This is a genomic window from Sphingomonas paucimobilis NBRC 13935 (assembly GCF_000739895.2).
In the GTDB taxonomy this organism is placed as follows: domain Bacteria; phylum Pseudomonadota; class Alphaproteobacteria; order Sphingomonadales; family Sphingomonadaceae; genus Sphingomonas; species Sphingomonas paucimobilis.
Genome location: NZ_BBJS01000009.1, coordinates 1 through 15,108, shown reverse-complemented (window position 1 = coordinate 15,108; position 15,108 = coordinate 1). Strand labels below are relative to the sequence as shown.

Annotated in this window: 13 protein-coding genes; 10 read left to right on the top strand and 3 right to left on the bottom strand. The window is 67.3% G+C overall.

The annotated features are described in order from the left end of the window. Positions 1-112: 112 nt before the first annotated feature. Positions 113-1,000 (top strand): cell wall hydrolase, encoded by an 888-nt coding sequence (locus SP6_RS02420; protein WP_007405928.1) that lies wholly within the window; start codon positions 113-115, stop codon positions 998-1,000. Positions 1,001-1,036: 36 nt separating this feature from the next. On the opposite strand, the gene SP6_RS02415 is transcribed toward SP6_RS02420, so the two are convergent. The 3 genes from SP6_RS02415 to SP6_RS02405 form a co-directional block, all read right to left on the bottom strand. Beyond that, a complete protein-coding gene (locus SP6_RS02415; protein WP_007405864.1) occupies positions 1,037-1,735 on the bottom strand; it encodes an HAD family hydrolase in 699 nt (232 codons plus the stop codon). A gap of 31 nt (positions 1,736-1,766) precedes the next feature. Further along, positions 1,767-2,369: a hypothetical protein gene (locus SP6_RS02410; protein WP_227876660.1), complete on the bottom strand. Its 603-nt coding sequence runs from the start codon at positions 2,367-2,369 to the stop codon at positions 1,767-1,769. Between the two features lie 183 nt (positions 2,370-2,552). Further along, the gene (locus tag SP6_RS02405; protein ID WP_042468397.1) at positions 2,553-5,141 is read right to left on the bottom strand and encodes a PAS domain-containing protein; all 2,589 of its coding nucleotides are present in this window, start codon (positions 5,139-5,141) and stop codon (positions 2,553-2,555) included. Positions 5,142-5,300: 159 nt separating this feature from the next. Between SP6_RS02405 and SP6_RS02400 the strand changes: the two genes are divergently transcribed. The 9 genes from SP6_RS02400 (at position 5,301) to SP6_RS02355 (ending at position 15,100) form a co-directional block, all read left to right on the top strand. After that, the gene (locus tag SP6_RS02400) at positions 5,301-5,753 is read left to right on the top strand and encodes a hypothetical protein (protein ID WP_037569231.1); all 453 of its coding nucleotides are present in this window, start codon (positions 5,301-5,303) and stop codon (positions 5,751-5,753) included. Positions 5,754-6,097: 344 nt separating this feature from the next. Further along, positions 6,098-7,537: a PepSY-associated TM helix domain-containing protein gene (locus SP6_RS02390; protein WP_007405879.1), complete on the top strand. Its 1,440-nt coding sequence runs from the start codon at positions 6,098-6,100 to the stop codon at positions 7,535-7,537. 70 nt (positions 7,538-7,607) lie between these two features. Continuing rightward, positions 7,608-8,132, top strand: coding sequence for a TspO/MBR family protein (locus SP6_RS02385; RefSeq protein ID WP_007405887.1), 525 nt, complete (start codon positions 7,608-7,610; stop codon positions 8,130-8,132). A 66-nt stretch (positions 8,133-8,198) separates the two neighbouring features. Then, positions 8,199-9,167, top strand: coding sequence for a cytochrome c oxidase subunit II (gene coxB / locus SP6_RS02380; protein ID WP_007405921.1), 969 nt, complete (start codon positions 8,199-8,201; stop codon positions 9,165-9,167). After that, positions 9,164-11,674 carry a cytochrome c oxidase subunit I gene (gene ctaD, locus SP6_RS02375; RefSeq protein ID WP_007405918.1) on the top strand — a complete coding sequence of 837 codons (2,511 nt, stop codon included), beginning with the start codon at positions 9,164-9,166 and terminating at the stop codon, positions 11,672-11,674. Before coxB ends, ctaD begins: the two co-directional genes overlap by 4 nt. Continuing rightward, positions 11,671-12,048 (top strand): hypothetical protein, encoded by a 378-nt coding sequence (locus SP6_RS02370; protein ID WP_007405908.1) that lies wholly within the window; start codon positions 11,671-11,673, stop codon positions 12,046-12,048. The genes ctaD and SP6_RS02370 overlap by 4 nt, the downstream gene beginning before the upstream one ends. Then, positions 12,045-12,623 (top strand): cytochrome c oxidase assembly protein, encoded by a 579-nt coding sequence (locus SP6_RS02365; protein ID WP_007405861.1) that lies wholly within the window; start codon positions 12,045-12,047, stop codon positions 12,621-12,623. The genes SP6_RS02370 and SP6_RS02365 overlap by 4 nt, the downstream gene beginning before the upstream one ends. Continuing rightward, entirely contained in the window at positions 12,620-13,663 is a 1,044-nt protein-coding gene (locus tag SP6_RS02360; protein ID WP_007405870.1) for a c-type cytochrome, read from the top strand. The genes SP6_RS02365 and SP6_RS02360 overlap by 4 nt, the downstream gene beginning before the upstream one ends. Positions 13,664-13,735: 72 nt before the next feature. Then, complete coding sequence (locus SP6_RS02355) at positions 13,736-15,100, top strand: glycoside hydrolase family 27 protein (protein WP_007405902.1); 1,365 nt, start codon at positions 13,736-13,738, stop codon at positions 15,098-15,100. The last annotated feature ends 8 nt before the right edge of the window (positions 15,101-15,108 follow it).

Genomic DNA, 15,108 nt, shown 5'->3' with positions numbered 1-15,108 from the left:
GGGCTCGGCCATCGCAGCCGTTGCCGTTACTTAACCGCTTCCTAACCCTGCCCCCGTAGGACAGCCGCATTGTTCACGGGGGCAGGACTCGGATATCGTGTGGCGGTGGTGGATGTTGGTGGCGACGCTGGCGATCGCGACGTCGTGCACGCCCACGCACCGGGCGCCGCCGCATGTGACGCTCGACATCCCCCCACCCACGCCGCGCACGCTCCTGCGCCAACTTGCGCTCGACGTGCCCGACGATGCCGTGCCCGATCGGCCCATCGCCGACACGCCGATCGAAATGGCCGCCGCGCCGGCCTTTAGCGGGATCGCGCGCACCGCCCGCGACGCCGCGCGCGCCGCCGAATGCCTGACCGCCGCCATTTATTACGAGGCCCGGTCCGAGCCGATCGACGGCCAGCGCGCCGTGGCGCAGGTCGTGCTCAACCGCGTCCGCGACCGCGCCTTTCCCAAGAGCATCTGCGGCGTCGTCTATCAGGGGTCGGAACGCTCGACCGGGTGCCAGTTTAGCTTCACCTGCGACGGATCGATGCTGCGCCCCCGCGACCCCGCCGCCTGGGCCCGCGCTTCCGCCGTGGCGCAGGGCGCGCTGGCGGGACTGGTCTATGCCCCGATCGGCGCGGCGACCTTCTATCACGCCAGCTATGTCCTGCCCTGGTGGGCGTCCAGCCTCAGCCGGATCGGATCGGTCGGCAGCCACATCTTCTACCGCTGGCGCGGTGCCCTGGAGCGCGACCTGTCCTTCCGCCAGGATTATGCCGGGGTGGAGCCCGCCATTCCGGTGCATGTCGCGGCGGCGAGCACGGACATGACCCCCTCGATGCCAGAGGCCGCGCACGGCGTGGTGATCCATCGGGGCGAACTGGATCGCGGTCCTTCCGCATCCGCACCGGTGACGATGGCGGGGGTGCGTATCCATCGTAACGGCATCGCCCATGATACTGCCGATGCGGCGCAGGAGGTGGTCGTCGGCGAGGAAAGCGATCCGAGCTGAACCGCTCGTCAATTCTCCCCCTGATAGGGAGGATAATCAACCACCGATCGCGTCGATCCACGCCGGCAGGTCACCCAGCCGCGCCAGCCGGGAGAAACGCGGATGATCCATCGGTTCCTCCCCCGCCTCATGGCTCCAGGCAAGCGGCTGCGGAATATAGGCGGCCCATGCCCCCGCCTTCAGCGCCGGCAGCACGTCCGAGCGCATCGAGTCCCCGGCCATCACCGCCGCCTCGGGCTCGACACCGTGGCGCGCGAAAATCTGGCGGAAGGTGTCGGGGGTCTTGTCGCTGACGATCGCGACATCGGCGAAATGCGCGCCCAGCCCGGAGGCCGCGAGCTTGGCTTCCTGGTGGAGCAGATCGCCCTTGGTCACCAGCACCAGCCGCCCCCGCTCCGCCAGTTCCGCCATGGTGTCGGCAATGCCATCGAGCAATTCGACCGGATGCGCCAGCAATTGCCGCCCCGCCTCCAGCACCCGCGCGATCAGGTCGGTCGGCAGGGTCGGCCCGGCCAGTTCCACCGCCGTTTCGATCATCGACAGGGTGAAGCCCTTCGCGCCATAGCCATAGAGGCGAAGATTGCGCGCCTCGCACGTCTCCAGCGTCGCACGTGCGACCCGCGCCTCGGCAAAGGGGGCGAGCAGGCTCACCAACGCTTCTTCGGTCGCGACGAAGTGCCGCATATTGTGCCAGAGCGTGTCGTCGGCATCGAGGCAGATCAGTTCGATCGCCATGGTCATTCTCCCAGTCGGCGCGCCACTGCCATCACAATTCGCGGATCAGACGCAAGCCCAAACGTGGCCGGAACGGCTCGCCGCGCGCCCGCTCGCCACCGACGCCGCCTTGCAGGCTCAGCTTGCCGAAACTGCGATGGGCTTGCGGCATCACCAGCCAATAGGCGCCGTCGCCGTTCTGACGGTTGAGTTCCACGCCCAGCACCGTGTCGCGATTGAGGTCGTAAAAGGTCGAGTGATTGACCACGAACCCCGTCCGATTGCCTTCGCGCAAGGTGACGTCGCCCACGCCGAGCATCGTCATCGTGCTCCACCGCTCGCCGAAGCGATTGCCCAGCAGCCAGAGAAGGGTCGACTGCCACTCCCCACTCTCACGATCGTACAGCCCCAGATACTGGACGCCGTGGATGCCGCGCCCGCCACGAAACGTCCCCAGCTTGCCCTGAAGCCCCATCTTGTACTGCACGACGCGCGTGTCGATCAGCGGCAATTCGAGTTCGACGGCAAAGCCGTCGGCCACCGCCATCTCGATCTCGGGCGCCCATTCCACCTCACCGCGCGGGCCGGACAGGTCACGCTGGACCAGCGTATTGACCTCCACCTCGCCGCGCTTGGCGGTCAATGGGCGGATCATGTCGAACACCATCGGTTCGGGAATATCGGGTCCGTCCTGCGTCGGGGCCGCAGCGGCTGGACCGGCTATCGCCGCCATGCCCAAGAGGAAGACACTCAGGCCAGCGGATCGATGTCGCAGTTTCAAAACAGTCGCACTCCGGTCGTTGCACCTCCTGCGATGCCGGACGCCCGGCGCAGGCCCTCAGCGCGCAGGGGGATCGTACCGCCCGCGCTGATGCCCCATCGCCGCCTGCACCCCGGTGACCAGCGCATCCACCGTGAAGGGCTTGGTCAGCAACTGCATCCCCGGCGCCAGATGGCCGCTGTTCAGCACCGCGCTTTCCGCATAGCCGGTTACGAACATGACATTCAATTCATGTCTGATTTCCCGTGCCGCTTCCGCGAGTTGGCGGCCGTTCATGCCGCCCGGCAAGCCGACATCGGTGATCAGCAGATCGATTCGCCGGTCCGAACGCAGCAGCGCCAGCCCCGACGCGCTGTCGACCGCCTCGATCACCTGAAGCCCCATGTCGCGCAGCACATCGACGACCATCAGCCGGACGGTGGACTCGTCATCCACCACCAGCACCGTCTCCCCCGTCGCGCGCGCTCCATCGGGGGCGGAGGAACGCGAAGGCATGTCCTGTTCGGCGGGGCCGTCATGGCGCGGGAGATAGAGCGAGACCGTCGTCCCCTCCCCCACGGTGGAGGCGATGCGGACCTGGCCACCCGATTGCCGGGCAAAGCCATAGATCATGCTGAGCCCCAGCCCCGTACCCTGCCCCAGCGGCTTGGTGGTGAAGAAGGGATCGAACGCCTTCTCGATCACTTCGGGCGTCATGCCGGTGCCCGTATCGGTGACGCTGAGCATCAGATAGTCGCCATCGGGAATGTCGCGATGCGTGTCGTCCGGGTCTCTTGAGGAACGGTTGCGGATGGCGATCGCGATCCGGCCGCCATCGGGCATGGCGTCGCGGGCATTGATGCACAGATTGAGCAGTGCGTTTTCGAGCTGCGGCGCATCGACCAGTACCGTCCACCAGTCATCGGGCGACGGCGTTTCGACGGTGATGCCGGGGCCCACCGTGCGGCGGATCAGATCGGCCATGCCGGCGACCAGCGCGGCAATGTCGGTCGGTCGCGGCGCCAGCGTCTGCCGCCGGGAAAAGGCGAGCAGCCGGTGGGTCAGCGCCGCCGCGCGCCGGGTGGCGCCTTGCGCGGCGTCCATATAGCGATCGATCTCGCCGGCGCGCCCCTGTGCCAGGCGCAGCGCCATCAATTCCAGCGATCCCGAAATCCCCGCCAGCAGATTGTTGAAGTCATGCGCCAATCCGCCGGTCAATTGGCCGACCGCCTCCATCTTCTGCGACTGCCGCAATGCTTCCTCGGCCCGCATCAACTCGGCGGTGCGATCGGCGACGCGCTGTTCCAACTGGTCGGTCAGCGCGCGCAACTCCGCGATGGCGCTGTCCCGCTCGGCCTCCAGCGCGCGGCGGACGCCGACATCGATCAGGACGCCGGGAAAATAAAGGGGCGTGCCATCGGGCGCGTGCTCGACCCGGCCATTGGCCTCCAGCCAGTGATAGCAGCCATCATGGCGGCGGACGCGATATTGATGGGCATAGGCGCCGCCCGAAGCGATGGCCGCATCGATCGCCTCGGCCAGAGCGGCGCGGTCATCGGGATGGACCGTCTCCACCACCTGCGCCAGGCTCAATCCTTCATGGCCCAGCGCGGGGTCCAACCCGAAATTGCGCGCGAACGGCTCATCGACGGTGAAGCGATCGGAGGGCAGGTCCCAGAACCAGGTGCCGATGATCGCACCGGCCTCCAGTGCCACTTGTACCCGCTGGGCGTTCAGCCGTGCCCGTGCCTCGCTCTCCCGCAACTGCTGCTCGATGCGGACGCGCTCGGTGATATCGAAGCTGACGCCCGGAAAGCGCACGCAGCGCCCGGTCTCGTCGGGGATGCAGCGCCCCTGCGCCGAGACCCAATGGACCGTGCCATCGGCCTGTACCAACCGATATTCGGAGACGAAGCGATGCGGCGATCCGCCCGCCACCACCTCGGCCATCGCCGCCTGGATCTCGTTATTGACGCGGTCGCGATCATCGGGGTGGATGCCCCGAAAGAAATCGGCGATCGGCATGCCGCCCTCGGCGACGGCGGGATCGACCCCGTACATGGCGGCGAACCGCGCGTCCGAGCGGACCGAGTCGTTCAGCACGTCCCAGTCCCAAAGACCGACATGCGCACCCGAACTCAGCGCCAGGTCCAGCCGCTCGTCCGAAGCCCGCTGGCGCCGTTCCGCCAGCACACGGTCCGTCGTCTCGCCCGTGACGCAGATCATGCCCGCAATCCCGCCCGCATCGTCGAAGACGGGCGAATAGGAAAAGGTCCAGTAGCTCTCCTCGGGCTGTCCGCTGCGCGCCAGGTCGAGCCGCATGTCGGTGACCTTGGCGACCTGTCCCGACAATGCCTTGTCGACCAGGGGTGCGATCTCGTCCCAGATGCTGCCCCACAGAATGCGGAACGGCGTGCCCATCGCCGCGTCGGCGCGGTAGCCGAGGATCGGGCGATAGGCATCATTGTAGAAGGAGATCAGCTCCGGCCCCCAGACCATATACATGGGCACCGGGCACGCCAGCATGGTCGCCAACTGGCTGCGCAGCGCGATCGGCCAGCTTTCGGGCGCGCCAAGCGGAGTCGCTTGCCAGTCCAGCGCGACGATCTCGTCGACCACCTGTCCCGATAGGCCGTGGAGGAAATCAAAAGACGTGGGAGATGCCATCATGCTATTCTGCAACAAGGAACATCCGATGGCCAGAAGGTGATAGGCCGTTGGATTACCGGGATAAAACTGCCCTTTTCGGGATTCGGACTTCGGGCTTTCCGTAAGACCTGACATGTCCGGGTGACAAGCCCGATCGCAGGGTTTAGGCCTTGCGCCGTGACGGCCATCCGCAGCCTTATCGCGCAACGCCATCTGGCCATGCTGCTCTGCCTGGCCGCGCTGCTGATGAAGTTCGTGGTCCCGACCGGCTATATGATCGGCGAGGCGCAAGGGCGCTGGGCGATCATCCTCTGTCCAGCCACCGCCCCCGTGGCGGAGGTCCTGTCGCATGATACCGCCCCCGCCATGACCATGGCGCACGCTATGGGCCACGTCGCCATGCCCGATCATGGCCGGACCGATCATCCCGAAGGGCAGCATGGCCGGGCGGAGATGCCCTGCGCCTTTGCCGGCCTGTCTGCCGCCATGTTGGCGGCGGTCGATCCGATCCAATGGGTGGCACTGCTCGCCTTCGTGCTGGCCACCGGGTTCGTGGCGATCACCGCGACCGTCCGGCCCGCCCCGCCCTATCTGCGTCCGCCCCTCCGAGGACCGCCCGCGCTTTCCTGACCGTGCTTCATCCGGCGTCCCGCTTGGCGACGCCGCCCTGATCCTCGTCCCCGCGGCATCGGCGGGGCCGGTCGAAAGCCTGTTCCCATGTCTCTTTCCTGCATGCCGGACACCATAATGTCCCGGGCGGCATCTGCTTCTGCCATCCTCCCCCTCAAGGACGCACAAACGCCGCGAGGCCTCACCACGATCCTAGTCCCACTCCAGCAGGCACGTCGCGACCTGTACCCCGCACGCAAAGCATTTGACGGCGGCGGCGCGATCGATCCGGCATCGACCGTCTATCTCGGCTCGTCGCGATCCTTGGAGCGCGCGCTGGCGGCTTGGCTGTGAGGGCGGCGACGATGACAGCCGCGCCACACAAAGCCGCCTTTCACCGGACCATCTGGCGCTGGCATTTCTGGGCCGGGCTGCTGGTGCTGCCCGTGCTGCTGATGCTCAGCCTGACCGGCGCCATCTATCTGTTCAACGACGAATTGAACGATGCGATCTATCCGGAGATGCGGCTGGTCGCACCACATGCCAGGCAGGTGCCCATATCGCGGATGATCGAAGCCGCGCTCGTCGCCTATCCGGGCACCGCCTCGCGCGTCGACATGCCCGGCCGTGCCGACCGATCGGCAGTGATCTTCGTCAACCCCGATCAAGGCGAGCCGCGCCGCGTCGCGGTCGATCCGGGCACGGGCCGCGTGCTGGGCAGCGTGGTCTATGACCGGACGCTGGTCGGCTGGGCCGATGCCATGCACCGCTCGATGCTGCTGGGGATATTTGGCGAGCGGCTGGTCGAGCTGGCCGCCTGCTGGGCGCTAGTCCTGTTGGCGACGGGCATGATCCTGTGGTGGCCGCGTGGGGGCTGGCGCGCCGGCGGTACATTCTGGCCGCGCCTGTCGGGGCGAGGACGGCGCTTTTGGCGCGATCTGCACGGCCCGGTGGGTCTATGGACCGGCGCGCTGATCGGCTTTCTGGTGCTGACCGGCCTGCCCTGGGCGGGTGTGACCGGGCCGCTGCTGCACCGGGTCAGCGGGGCGGCGGGAGTCGGTTACCCATCCTCCTATCGCCAATATAACATCCCCTATAGCGTACCCGCCAAGACCGCGCTGGGCGATGCGCCATGGACGCTGGAGGACGCCCCGATGCCCCGATCGATGGCACCGGGGCCGACCATGGCGGGACATGGCCATGCGATGATGGCTCCGGACGAACATGCCGAGCACCGCGAGCATGGCCCCGGCGCCCCCGGCGCAACGCGCGACCCGGCGGTCATTCGCGGCACCGACCAGGTCGCCCGGATCGTCTCCGGGCTGGGGTGGAAGAGCAGCTATCGCCTGTTCCTGCCCGGCGGGCCGACCGGGGTCTATACCGCCTTCACCTATCCCGACCGGCCACAGGGGCAGCAGACCATTTATGTCGATCGCTACTCGCTGCGCCCGATCGGGCCGGAGGTTCGCTTCGCCGATTATGGTGCGGTCGGCCGCGCGGTCGAATGGGGCGTGCAGGTGCATATGGGCAATTATTTCGGCCGCGCGAACCAGTTGCTGATGCTCACCGCCTGTGTCGGCGTCTGGCTGCTGGCGATCAGTGGGATCGCGATGTGGTGGAAGCGCCGTCCGGCCGGCCGCGTGGGTGCGCCGCCGCCGCTGTCGGGCGCGCGGGTCGGTGGGCTGCTCGTCTCGCTGGGGATCATGGCGTTGCTGCTGCCGCTGTTCGGCGCCTCGCTGCTGGTCGTCGCGGCGCTCGATCGGGCGGTGGGACGACTCCTCGGGCGGCGAGCGACCGCATCCTGACGGAAACTTGCGCATGGCCAGCCCGTTGGGACGGCAAGGCGGCAAGCCATGCGGAAGGACAGAACAGGCGATGGACGGAAAGGCAAAGGGCATGTCGCCCTGGATCGCGGGCGGTATCGCCATTGGCGTGCTGGGGCTGAGCGCGCTGGTCGGGCGGCGCAACGCCCCCGACCCGTCACACCCCCATATCCGCCACTGGTATCGCCGGCTCGACAAGCCCGGCTTCACGCCCCCCGACCGGGTTTTCGGCGCCGTCTGGCCGGTGCTGGAAAGCCTGGCGGCCTTTGGCGGCTATCGTCTGCTTCGCCAGCCCGCCTCGCCCCGTCGCCACGCCGCCATCGCGCTATGGCTGGGCAATAGCGCGATGATCGGCGGCTGGACCGAGTTGTTCTTTCGCGAGCATCGCCCCGATGCCGGCACCGTGGCGGCGGCGGCGATGACCGGCGGCACGGTCGCGCTGGCGGCGACCGCATGGCCGCTCGACCGGCCGGCGGCGATCAGTGTGATCCCACTCGCCGGCTGGCTGGGCTTCGCCACCGTGCTGGCGGGTGAGGTCTGGCGGCGTAACGGATCGGCCCCGCCCGTCGCAGTATAATTATCCGAAGTTATAATTTAGATGACGGCAACGTGAACCGTTTCGCCACCGGAGCGTTCGGGCGGAATGAGGGGGAACCACGTCGCCATCGCCGTCCTGCCGGCATGCCTGTTATCGGCATGCAATCGGCATCAATCGACCCTGGCGCCGTTCGGGGCCGATGCCGCCGATATCCGCCATCTGTTCATTATCATGCTGGTCGGTGCGGTGATCATCGCCGGTGCGGTCGCGCTGCTGATGCGGCACGCCGTCCGTGCGCCCGAAGGTGCGATCAGCCATCAAAAGGGCATGCGCATCGTCCTCTGGCTGGGCGGGATCATCCCCACCATCGTGCTGATGGGGCTGCTCGCCTATTCGCTGCCCTATATGCGTCCACGCCCGGTTGCGCCCGCCGACCTGCAGATCGCTGTCGATGGCGAGCAATTCTGGTGGCGCGTCACCTATCGTCCCGCCGGTGCCGCGCCGGTCGATAGCGCCAACGAAATCCGCATCCCGACCGGACGCACGGTCGCCTTCCGCCTGGGCGCGGGCGATGTGGTGCACAGCTTCTGGATACCCGGGCTGGCGGGCAAGATGGACATGATCCCCGGCCGCACCAACGACCTGATCGTCCGCGCGGACAAGCCCGGCCGCTATCGCGGGCAATGCGCCGAATTCTGCGGGCTGAGCCATGCGCTGATGGCGTTCGACGTCATCGCCATGCCGCCCGCCGCCTTCGACACCTGGCTGGCGGGACAGCGACGGCCGGCCCAGGCCGGCGATGGCGAAGGCGCGCGCCTGTTCGCCGCCAATGGCTGCAATGGCTGCCATGCCATTGCCGGGGTGACCGCCCCGACGCGGATCGGCCCCGACCTCACCCATTTCGGATCGCGCCGCACGCTGGCCGCCGGCATCCTGCCGATGACGGAAGGCCATGTCGCCGCCTTCATCCGGCACCCCGAAAAGACCAAGCCGGGTGTGCGCATGCCGTCCTTCTCCCAATTGTCGAATGACCAGGCCTTGGCCCTCGCCCGCTATCTGCAAGGCCTGAAATGAGCCTCCACGCCCAGGACGATCCCGCCCTCCGCGCCGCGCAGGAGGAGAGGCTCCGCGAAGTGTGGAAGCCGCCTAGCGGCCTGTTCCTGCGCTGGACCGATACCAACAACAACCGCGTCGGCGTGTGGTACACGCTGACCGCGTTCGGCTTCATGCTGTTCGCGGGCGTGCTGGCGCTGATCATGCGCACCCAGCTGGCGGTGCCCGACAACGACCTCGTCTCGGCGAACACCTTCAACCAGCTGTTCACGCTGCACGGCTCGGTGATGATGTTCCTGTTCGCGGTGCCGATGTTCGAGGCGGTATCGATCATTCTCCTGCCCCAGCTGCTGGGCGCGCGCGACCTGCCCTTCCCGCGCCTGTCGGCCTTCGGGTATTGGAGCTTCCTGATCGGTGGCGTGTTCGTCGCGGGCTCGATCTTCTTCAACGCCGCGCCCGATGGCGGCTGGTTCATGTATCCGCCGCTGACCACCCGCACCGACCTGTCGGGTCTGGGTGCCGACATCTGGATGCTGGGGCTTTCCTTCATCGAGGTGTCGTCGGTCGCCGCCGCCGTCGAGCTGATCGTCGGCGTGCTGAAGTGCCGGCCGCCGGGTATGCGGCTGAACCTGATGCCGCTCTACGCCTGGTATATCCTGGTCGTGGCGGTGATGATCCTGTTCGCCTTCCCACCGCTGATCGCGGGCGACCTGTTGTTCGAGATGGAACGGCTGCTGAACTGGCCGTTCTTTGATGCCGCGCGCGGGGGCGATCCGCTTTTGTGGCAGCACCTGTTCTGGATCTTCGGCCACCCGGAAGTCTATATCGTCTTCCTCCCCTCCATCGCGCTGTTCGCGATGATGATCCCCACCTTCGCTCAGAGGCACCTGCTGGGCTATCCGTGGATCGTGCTGGCCGCCGTCGGCACCGCCTTCCTGTCGTTCGGGCTGTGGGTCCACCACATGTTCGCGACCGGTCTGCCCAAGATCAGCCTGGCCTTCTTCTCCGCCGCGTCCGAGGCGGTCGCCATCCCGACCGGCGTACAGATTTTCGCCTTCATCGCCACGCTCTGGGCGGGCAAGGTGAAATGGTCGACGCCATTGCTCTATGCGAGCGGCAGTCTCGCGGTGTTTGTCATCGGCGGGCTGACCGGCGTGATGGTGGCAATCGCGCCGTTCGACTGGCAGGCGCACGACACCTATTTCGTCGTCGCGCATCTTCATTACGTGCTGATTGGTGGCACGCTGCTGCCGCTGTTCGGCGGGCTCTATTATTACTGGCCGCTGATTACCGGCAAGAAGCTGTCCGATCGGCTGGGGCGCATCGCCTTCTGGATCATGTTCGTCGGCATCAACCTGACCTTCTTCCCGATGCACCTTTCGGGGCTGGAGGGCATGCCGCGCCGCGTCTTCACCTATCCGGCCGAGCTCAATATCGGCTGGCTCAACCTCGCCTCGACCGCCGGCTCCTATCTGTTCGCCGCCGGCGTGCTGGTGCTGGTCATCGATCTGGCGCTATCACCCACTCGCGCCAAATCGCCGCGCAATCCGTGGAACGCCGGCACGCTGGAATGGCTGGCGCTGCCCGATGACGAGGATTGGGGCATCCGCTCGGTCCCGCTGATCGAAAGCCGCTATCCGATCTGGGACCAGAAGGATTTCGTCGCCAAGGTCGACGAAGGCCGCTTCTTCCTGCCCGATGCCGAGGAGGGCCGGCGCGAGACGATCGTGACCTCGGTCCTGGATGCCAAGCCCGTCTCGGTGATCCGTCTGGGCGGGCCCAGCGTCAAGCCGATGATCACCGCCGTCGCGCTCGGATCGGTGTTCATCCTGACCACCTATCACCTCTATCTGCTCGCGGCGCTGGGCGGGGTGGCGACGCTCGCCTGCGTGCTGTGGTGGCTGTGGGACACCGCCGAAATCCCTGAAAAGCCCGAAAAGCCGATCGGGCACGGCATGCATCTGTCGCTCTATCGCTCGGGGCCAGCGGCGCCCGGCTGGTGGGCGATGTTCATCACCATGATGGCCGATGCCACCGCCTATTCGGGGCTCGTCTTCGGTTATTATTTCTACTGGACCGTCCATCCCGATTTCGGCGATGGCTTTGCCGGGCCGGAGATCGCCGCGCCGATGATCGCGCTGGCGCCCTCGCTGGCCAGTTGGGCGCTGACGCTGATCGCGCGCGAGGTTCATGCGCGAGGCGGCGTGATGCTCGCCCGCCTGCTGCTGATCGGCGGCGCGGCGATGGCGGTCGCGGGGCTGTTCGCCGGCCTGCGCTGCCTCGACGGCCTCGATCCGCAGGCCAATGTCTATCCCGCCATCATCTGGGTGCTGGTGATCTGGACGGTCGCGCATGCCGCCGTCGCGGTCGTCATGCAGCTCTACACACTGGCCCGCAGCCTGGCCGGAAAGATGGACCCCACCCATGACGCCGATCTGCGCAACATCACCGTCTATATGCACTTCTTCGCGCTGACCGCGATCGTCACCTATATGACCATCGGCTGGTTCCCGGAGACGGGGCTGTGAAGCGCTGGCTGCAACGCGCCAGCCGGCTGCGTGTCACGCTGTGGACGCTGATCGTGCCGCCGACCGTCTGGGCGGTGCATTTCCTGTTCTCCTATCTCTGGGCGGCCATCAGTTGCGAGAAGATCGGGGAGTGGGCGCTGTTCCCCACCGCCTTCGCCATCGGCACGGTCGTCGCGCTGGTCCTGATCGTCGCCTCGGGCGTGATCGCCTGGCAGCAGTCGCGTACGCCCGGTGATCCGCCGCCGCATCAGGAGGGCACCGACATCGATCGGCTGCGCTTCCTGGCCTATTCGACGATGCTGCTGGCGGGCCTGAGCTTCGTCGCGGTGATCTTCACCGCGTTGCCGGTGATCATGCTGGGCGATTGCCGATGAGGCGCGCCAACCTGTTCGCGGGTCTGGCCCTGCTCCCTCTCGGCTGGTCGCTCAGCCGCTGGGGCATGACGGGGCATATGGCGGCGCATATGATCGCCGTCGCGGTCGCCGCCCCCTTGCTGGCGGTGGGGATACAGGGGCATCGGTTCGACCCGGCCGAACGCTGGCCGCGTTTCGCCTCGCCCCTGGTTGCCGCCATGGTCGAGGCGGTGATCGTGTGGGGATGGCATGTGCCCGCTCTCCGGCGGCTGGCCGATCATCAGCCGCTGTGGCTGGTTGCCGAACAGGCGAGCTTCCTGGCCGCCGGCCTGCTGCTCTGGTCCGCCGTGCTGGCGCCGCGTCACCGTGCGGCGGGGGTGATGGCGCTGCTCGTCACCTCGATGCACATGACCCTGCTCGGCGCGCTGATCGGCCTGGCCCCCCGCCCACTCTACAGCCATCACGGCGCGGGCGCGCTGGAGGATCAGCAGATGGCGGGCGTGGTGATGCTGCTGGTCGGCGGCATCGCCTATCTCGTCGGCGGGCTGGCGATGCTCGGCCGGCTGCTCCAGACCCGTCAGGAGGCGCACGCATGACGATCCGCATCACCTGGAAACGCGTGATCGTCACGCTGATCGGCCTGTTCGCGCTGGGCATGGCCTTTGCCTGGTCGGGGGTCATGAACCTGGCCGCGTCGAGCGGACACTGGGCGATCACCGACTGGTTCCTGCACTGGGCGATGCGGAATTCGGTGAAGACCCATGCCGCCTTCACCGCGCCCGACGATCCCAGCGACGCGACCGGGCTGGTCAGCGCGGCGGGCCATTTCGCCAATAGCTGCGCGGTGTGCCACGGCGCACCAGGTCAGAAGCCGGCCCCGGTGATGCAGGCCGCCACCCCGCCCGCACCCGATCTGGCGGTCAATGCGCGCGAATGGACCGACAAGCAGCTGTTCTGGATTCTCCAGCACGGCGTCAAATATACCGGCATGCCCGCCTGGGCGGTGCAGGACCGCCAGGACGAGGTGCGCCGCATGGTCGCCTTTGTCCGCCGCCTGCCCGACATGACCCCGGCCCAGTATCGCGCGCTGGTCGCCGAGGGCTCGCCCGCCACCGATCCCGACAATTGCACCGGATGCCATGGCACCGACGGGCGGGGGCGCGGGTCCCCCGACATTCCCGTGCTGGGCGGTCAGAACCCCGCCTATCTGCTCGCCGCGCTACAGGGCTATGCGAACGGCACCCGGTCGAGCGCGGTGATGCAGCAGGTGGCGATGCGGATGGAGCCCGCCGAAATGGCCGCCGCCGTGCGTCGCTTCGCCGCCATGCCGGGGCTGGGTGCGCGGCCCAACGGCAGCGCGGAAGCCGCCCGCATCGTCGAGCGCGGCCTGCCCGAAAAGCAGTTGCCCGCTTGTGTCAGTTGCCACGCCCCCGGCAAGCCCTATCCGGTCCTCGCCGGCCAGCGCGCGACCTATATCGCCGAGCGCCTGCGCCATTGGCAGGGCGACAAGAATGTCGTCGATGCCCGCAAGAGCCATGCGACGATGCCGGTCATCGCGCGCCGCATCCCGAAGGACATGATCGACCCCATCGCCCGCTATCTGGCGGGCGACGGGGCCGCCCCGCCGCGATCCTGAGCCCCAAGTCTTCGCTTGCAACCCGCTCCATTTGCCTGACTAATAGACGCAAAGACATGCGGGAGCGGATGAATGCAGGACAAGGGGATCAACCGGCGCCAGGCGCTGGCCGGCGCAGCTTGGACGGGCACGGCGATGCTGGCGGCGGGGGGAGCGGCGGCGCAGGTCACGCCCGCCACCCCCGGCCTGCTCGCGCCGCGCCCGCCCATGGGCTGGAATAGCTGGAACAGCTTTGCCACCACTATCACCGAAGCCCAGGCGCGCGAGACCGCCGCGATCATGCGCGAGAAGCTGCTGCCCTTCGGCTATGACATCTTCACCGTCGACATCCAGTGGTATGAACCCAATGCCAGCAGCTATGAGTACAGCGCCAAGCCGATGCCGGCGATGGACGGCTATGGCCGGCTGATCCCCGCGCCCAACCGCTTCCCGTCGAGCGCCGATGGCTCGGGCTTCACCAAGCTGGCGGCCGATGTCCATGCGATGGGGATGAAATTCGGCATCCACCTGATGCGTGGCATCCCGCGCCTGGCGGTGCAGCGCAACCTGCCGATCCTGGGGACCCGCTATCATGCCTCCGACATCGCCGATATGTCGAGCATCTGTTCGTGGAACCCGGACATGTACGGCGTCGATATGACCAAGCCCGGCGCGCAGGCCTATTATGACAGCGTCTTCCGGCTCTATGCCTCGTGGGGCGTCGACTTCATCAAGATGGACGACATGAGCCGCCCCTATGATGCGCATGCGCCGGAGATCGAGGCGGCGCACCGCGCCATCCAGAATAGCGGCCGGCCGATGATGCTCAGCCTGTCACCGGGCGAGACACCGGTCATTCGGGGCGACCATGTCCGCCGGCATGCGCAGATGTGGCGTATCTCCGACGATTTCTGGGATGAATGGTCGATGCTGGCGGCGCAGTTCACGCGGCTGGAGAATTGGAACCCGTGGCGTCGGGCGGGGGCATGGCCCGATGCCGACATGCTGCCGCTCGGCCGGCTGGCGCTGGGCAAGCGCGACACCAAATTCACGCCCGACGAGCAGCGTACGCTGATGACCCTGTGGTCAATCGCACGCTCGCCGCTGATCATGGGCGGCGATTTGCGCCATCTCGACGCGCCGACACTGGCGCTGTTGACCAACCGCGCGGTGATTGCAGTGAACCAGGCCTCGACCGACAACCAGCCGCATTTTGTCGAGGACGGCGCGCGCATCTGGTCCGCCAAGCCCGAGGGCGCGCCGAATGATCGCTATCTGGCGCTGTTCAACACCAGCGACAAGGCGAAGGAGGTGGGGCTGTCGCTCCGCTATCTGGGCCTGACGGGTACGGTCGGGGTGAGCAACCTGTGGGAAAGCCGTGACCTGGGCCCCGCGACCGGCCGTATCGCCGCCACCCTGCCGCCGCACGGCGCGGCACTCTACCGTCTGCGGGCATGACTATTCCT

Bases quoted from the DNA above. Each gene is read 5' to 3' on its own strand.
- SP6_RS02405 (WP_042468397.1), bottom strand. From the start codon at position 5,141: ATGGCATCTCCCACGTCTTTTGATTTCCTCCACGGCCTATCGGGACAG.
- SP6_RS02390 (WP_007405879.1), top strand. From the start codon at position 6,098: ATGACAGCCGCGCCACACAAAGCCGCCTTTCACCGGACCATCTGGCGC.
- coxB (WP_007405921.1), top strand. From the start codon at position 8,199: ATGAGGGGGAACCACGTCGCCATCGCCGTCCTGCCGGCATGCCTGTTA.
- ctaD (WP_007405918.1), top strand. From the start codon at position 9,164: ATGAGCCTCCACGCCCAGGACGATCCCGCCCTCCGCGCCGCGCAGGAG.
- SP6_RS02415 (WP_007405864.1), bottom strand. From the start codon at position 1,735: ATGGCGATCGAACTGATCTGCCTCGATGCCGACGACACGCTCTGGCAC.
- SP6_RS02410 (WP_227876660.1), bottom strand. From the start codon at position 2,369: ATGATCCGCCCATTGACCGCCAAGCGCGGCGAGGTGGAGGTCAATACG.
- SP6_RS02355 (WP_007405902.1), top strand. From the start codon at position 13,736: ATGCAGGACAAGGGGATCAACCGGCGCCAGGCGCTGGCCGGCGCAGCT.
- SP6_RS02365 (WP_007405861.1), top strand. From the start codon at position 12,045: ATGAGGCGCGCCAACCTGTTCGCGGGTCTGGCCCTGCTCCCTCTCGGC.
- SP6_RS02420 (WP_007405928.1), top strand. From the start codon at position 113: ATGTTGGTGGCGACGCTGGCGATCGCGACGTCGTGCACGCCCACGCAC.
- SP6_RS02385 (WP_007405887.1), top strand. From the start codon at position 7,608: ATGGACGGAAAGGCAAAGGGCATGTCGCCCTGGATCGCGGGCGGTATC.
- SP6_RS02360 (WP_007405870.1), top strand. From the start codon at position 12,620: ATGACGATCCGCATCACCTGGAAACGCGTGATCGTCACGCTGATCGGC.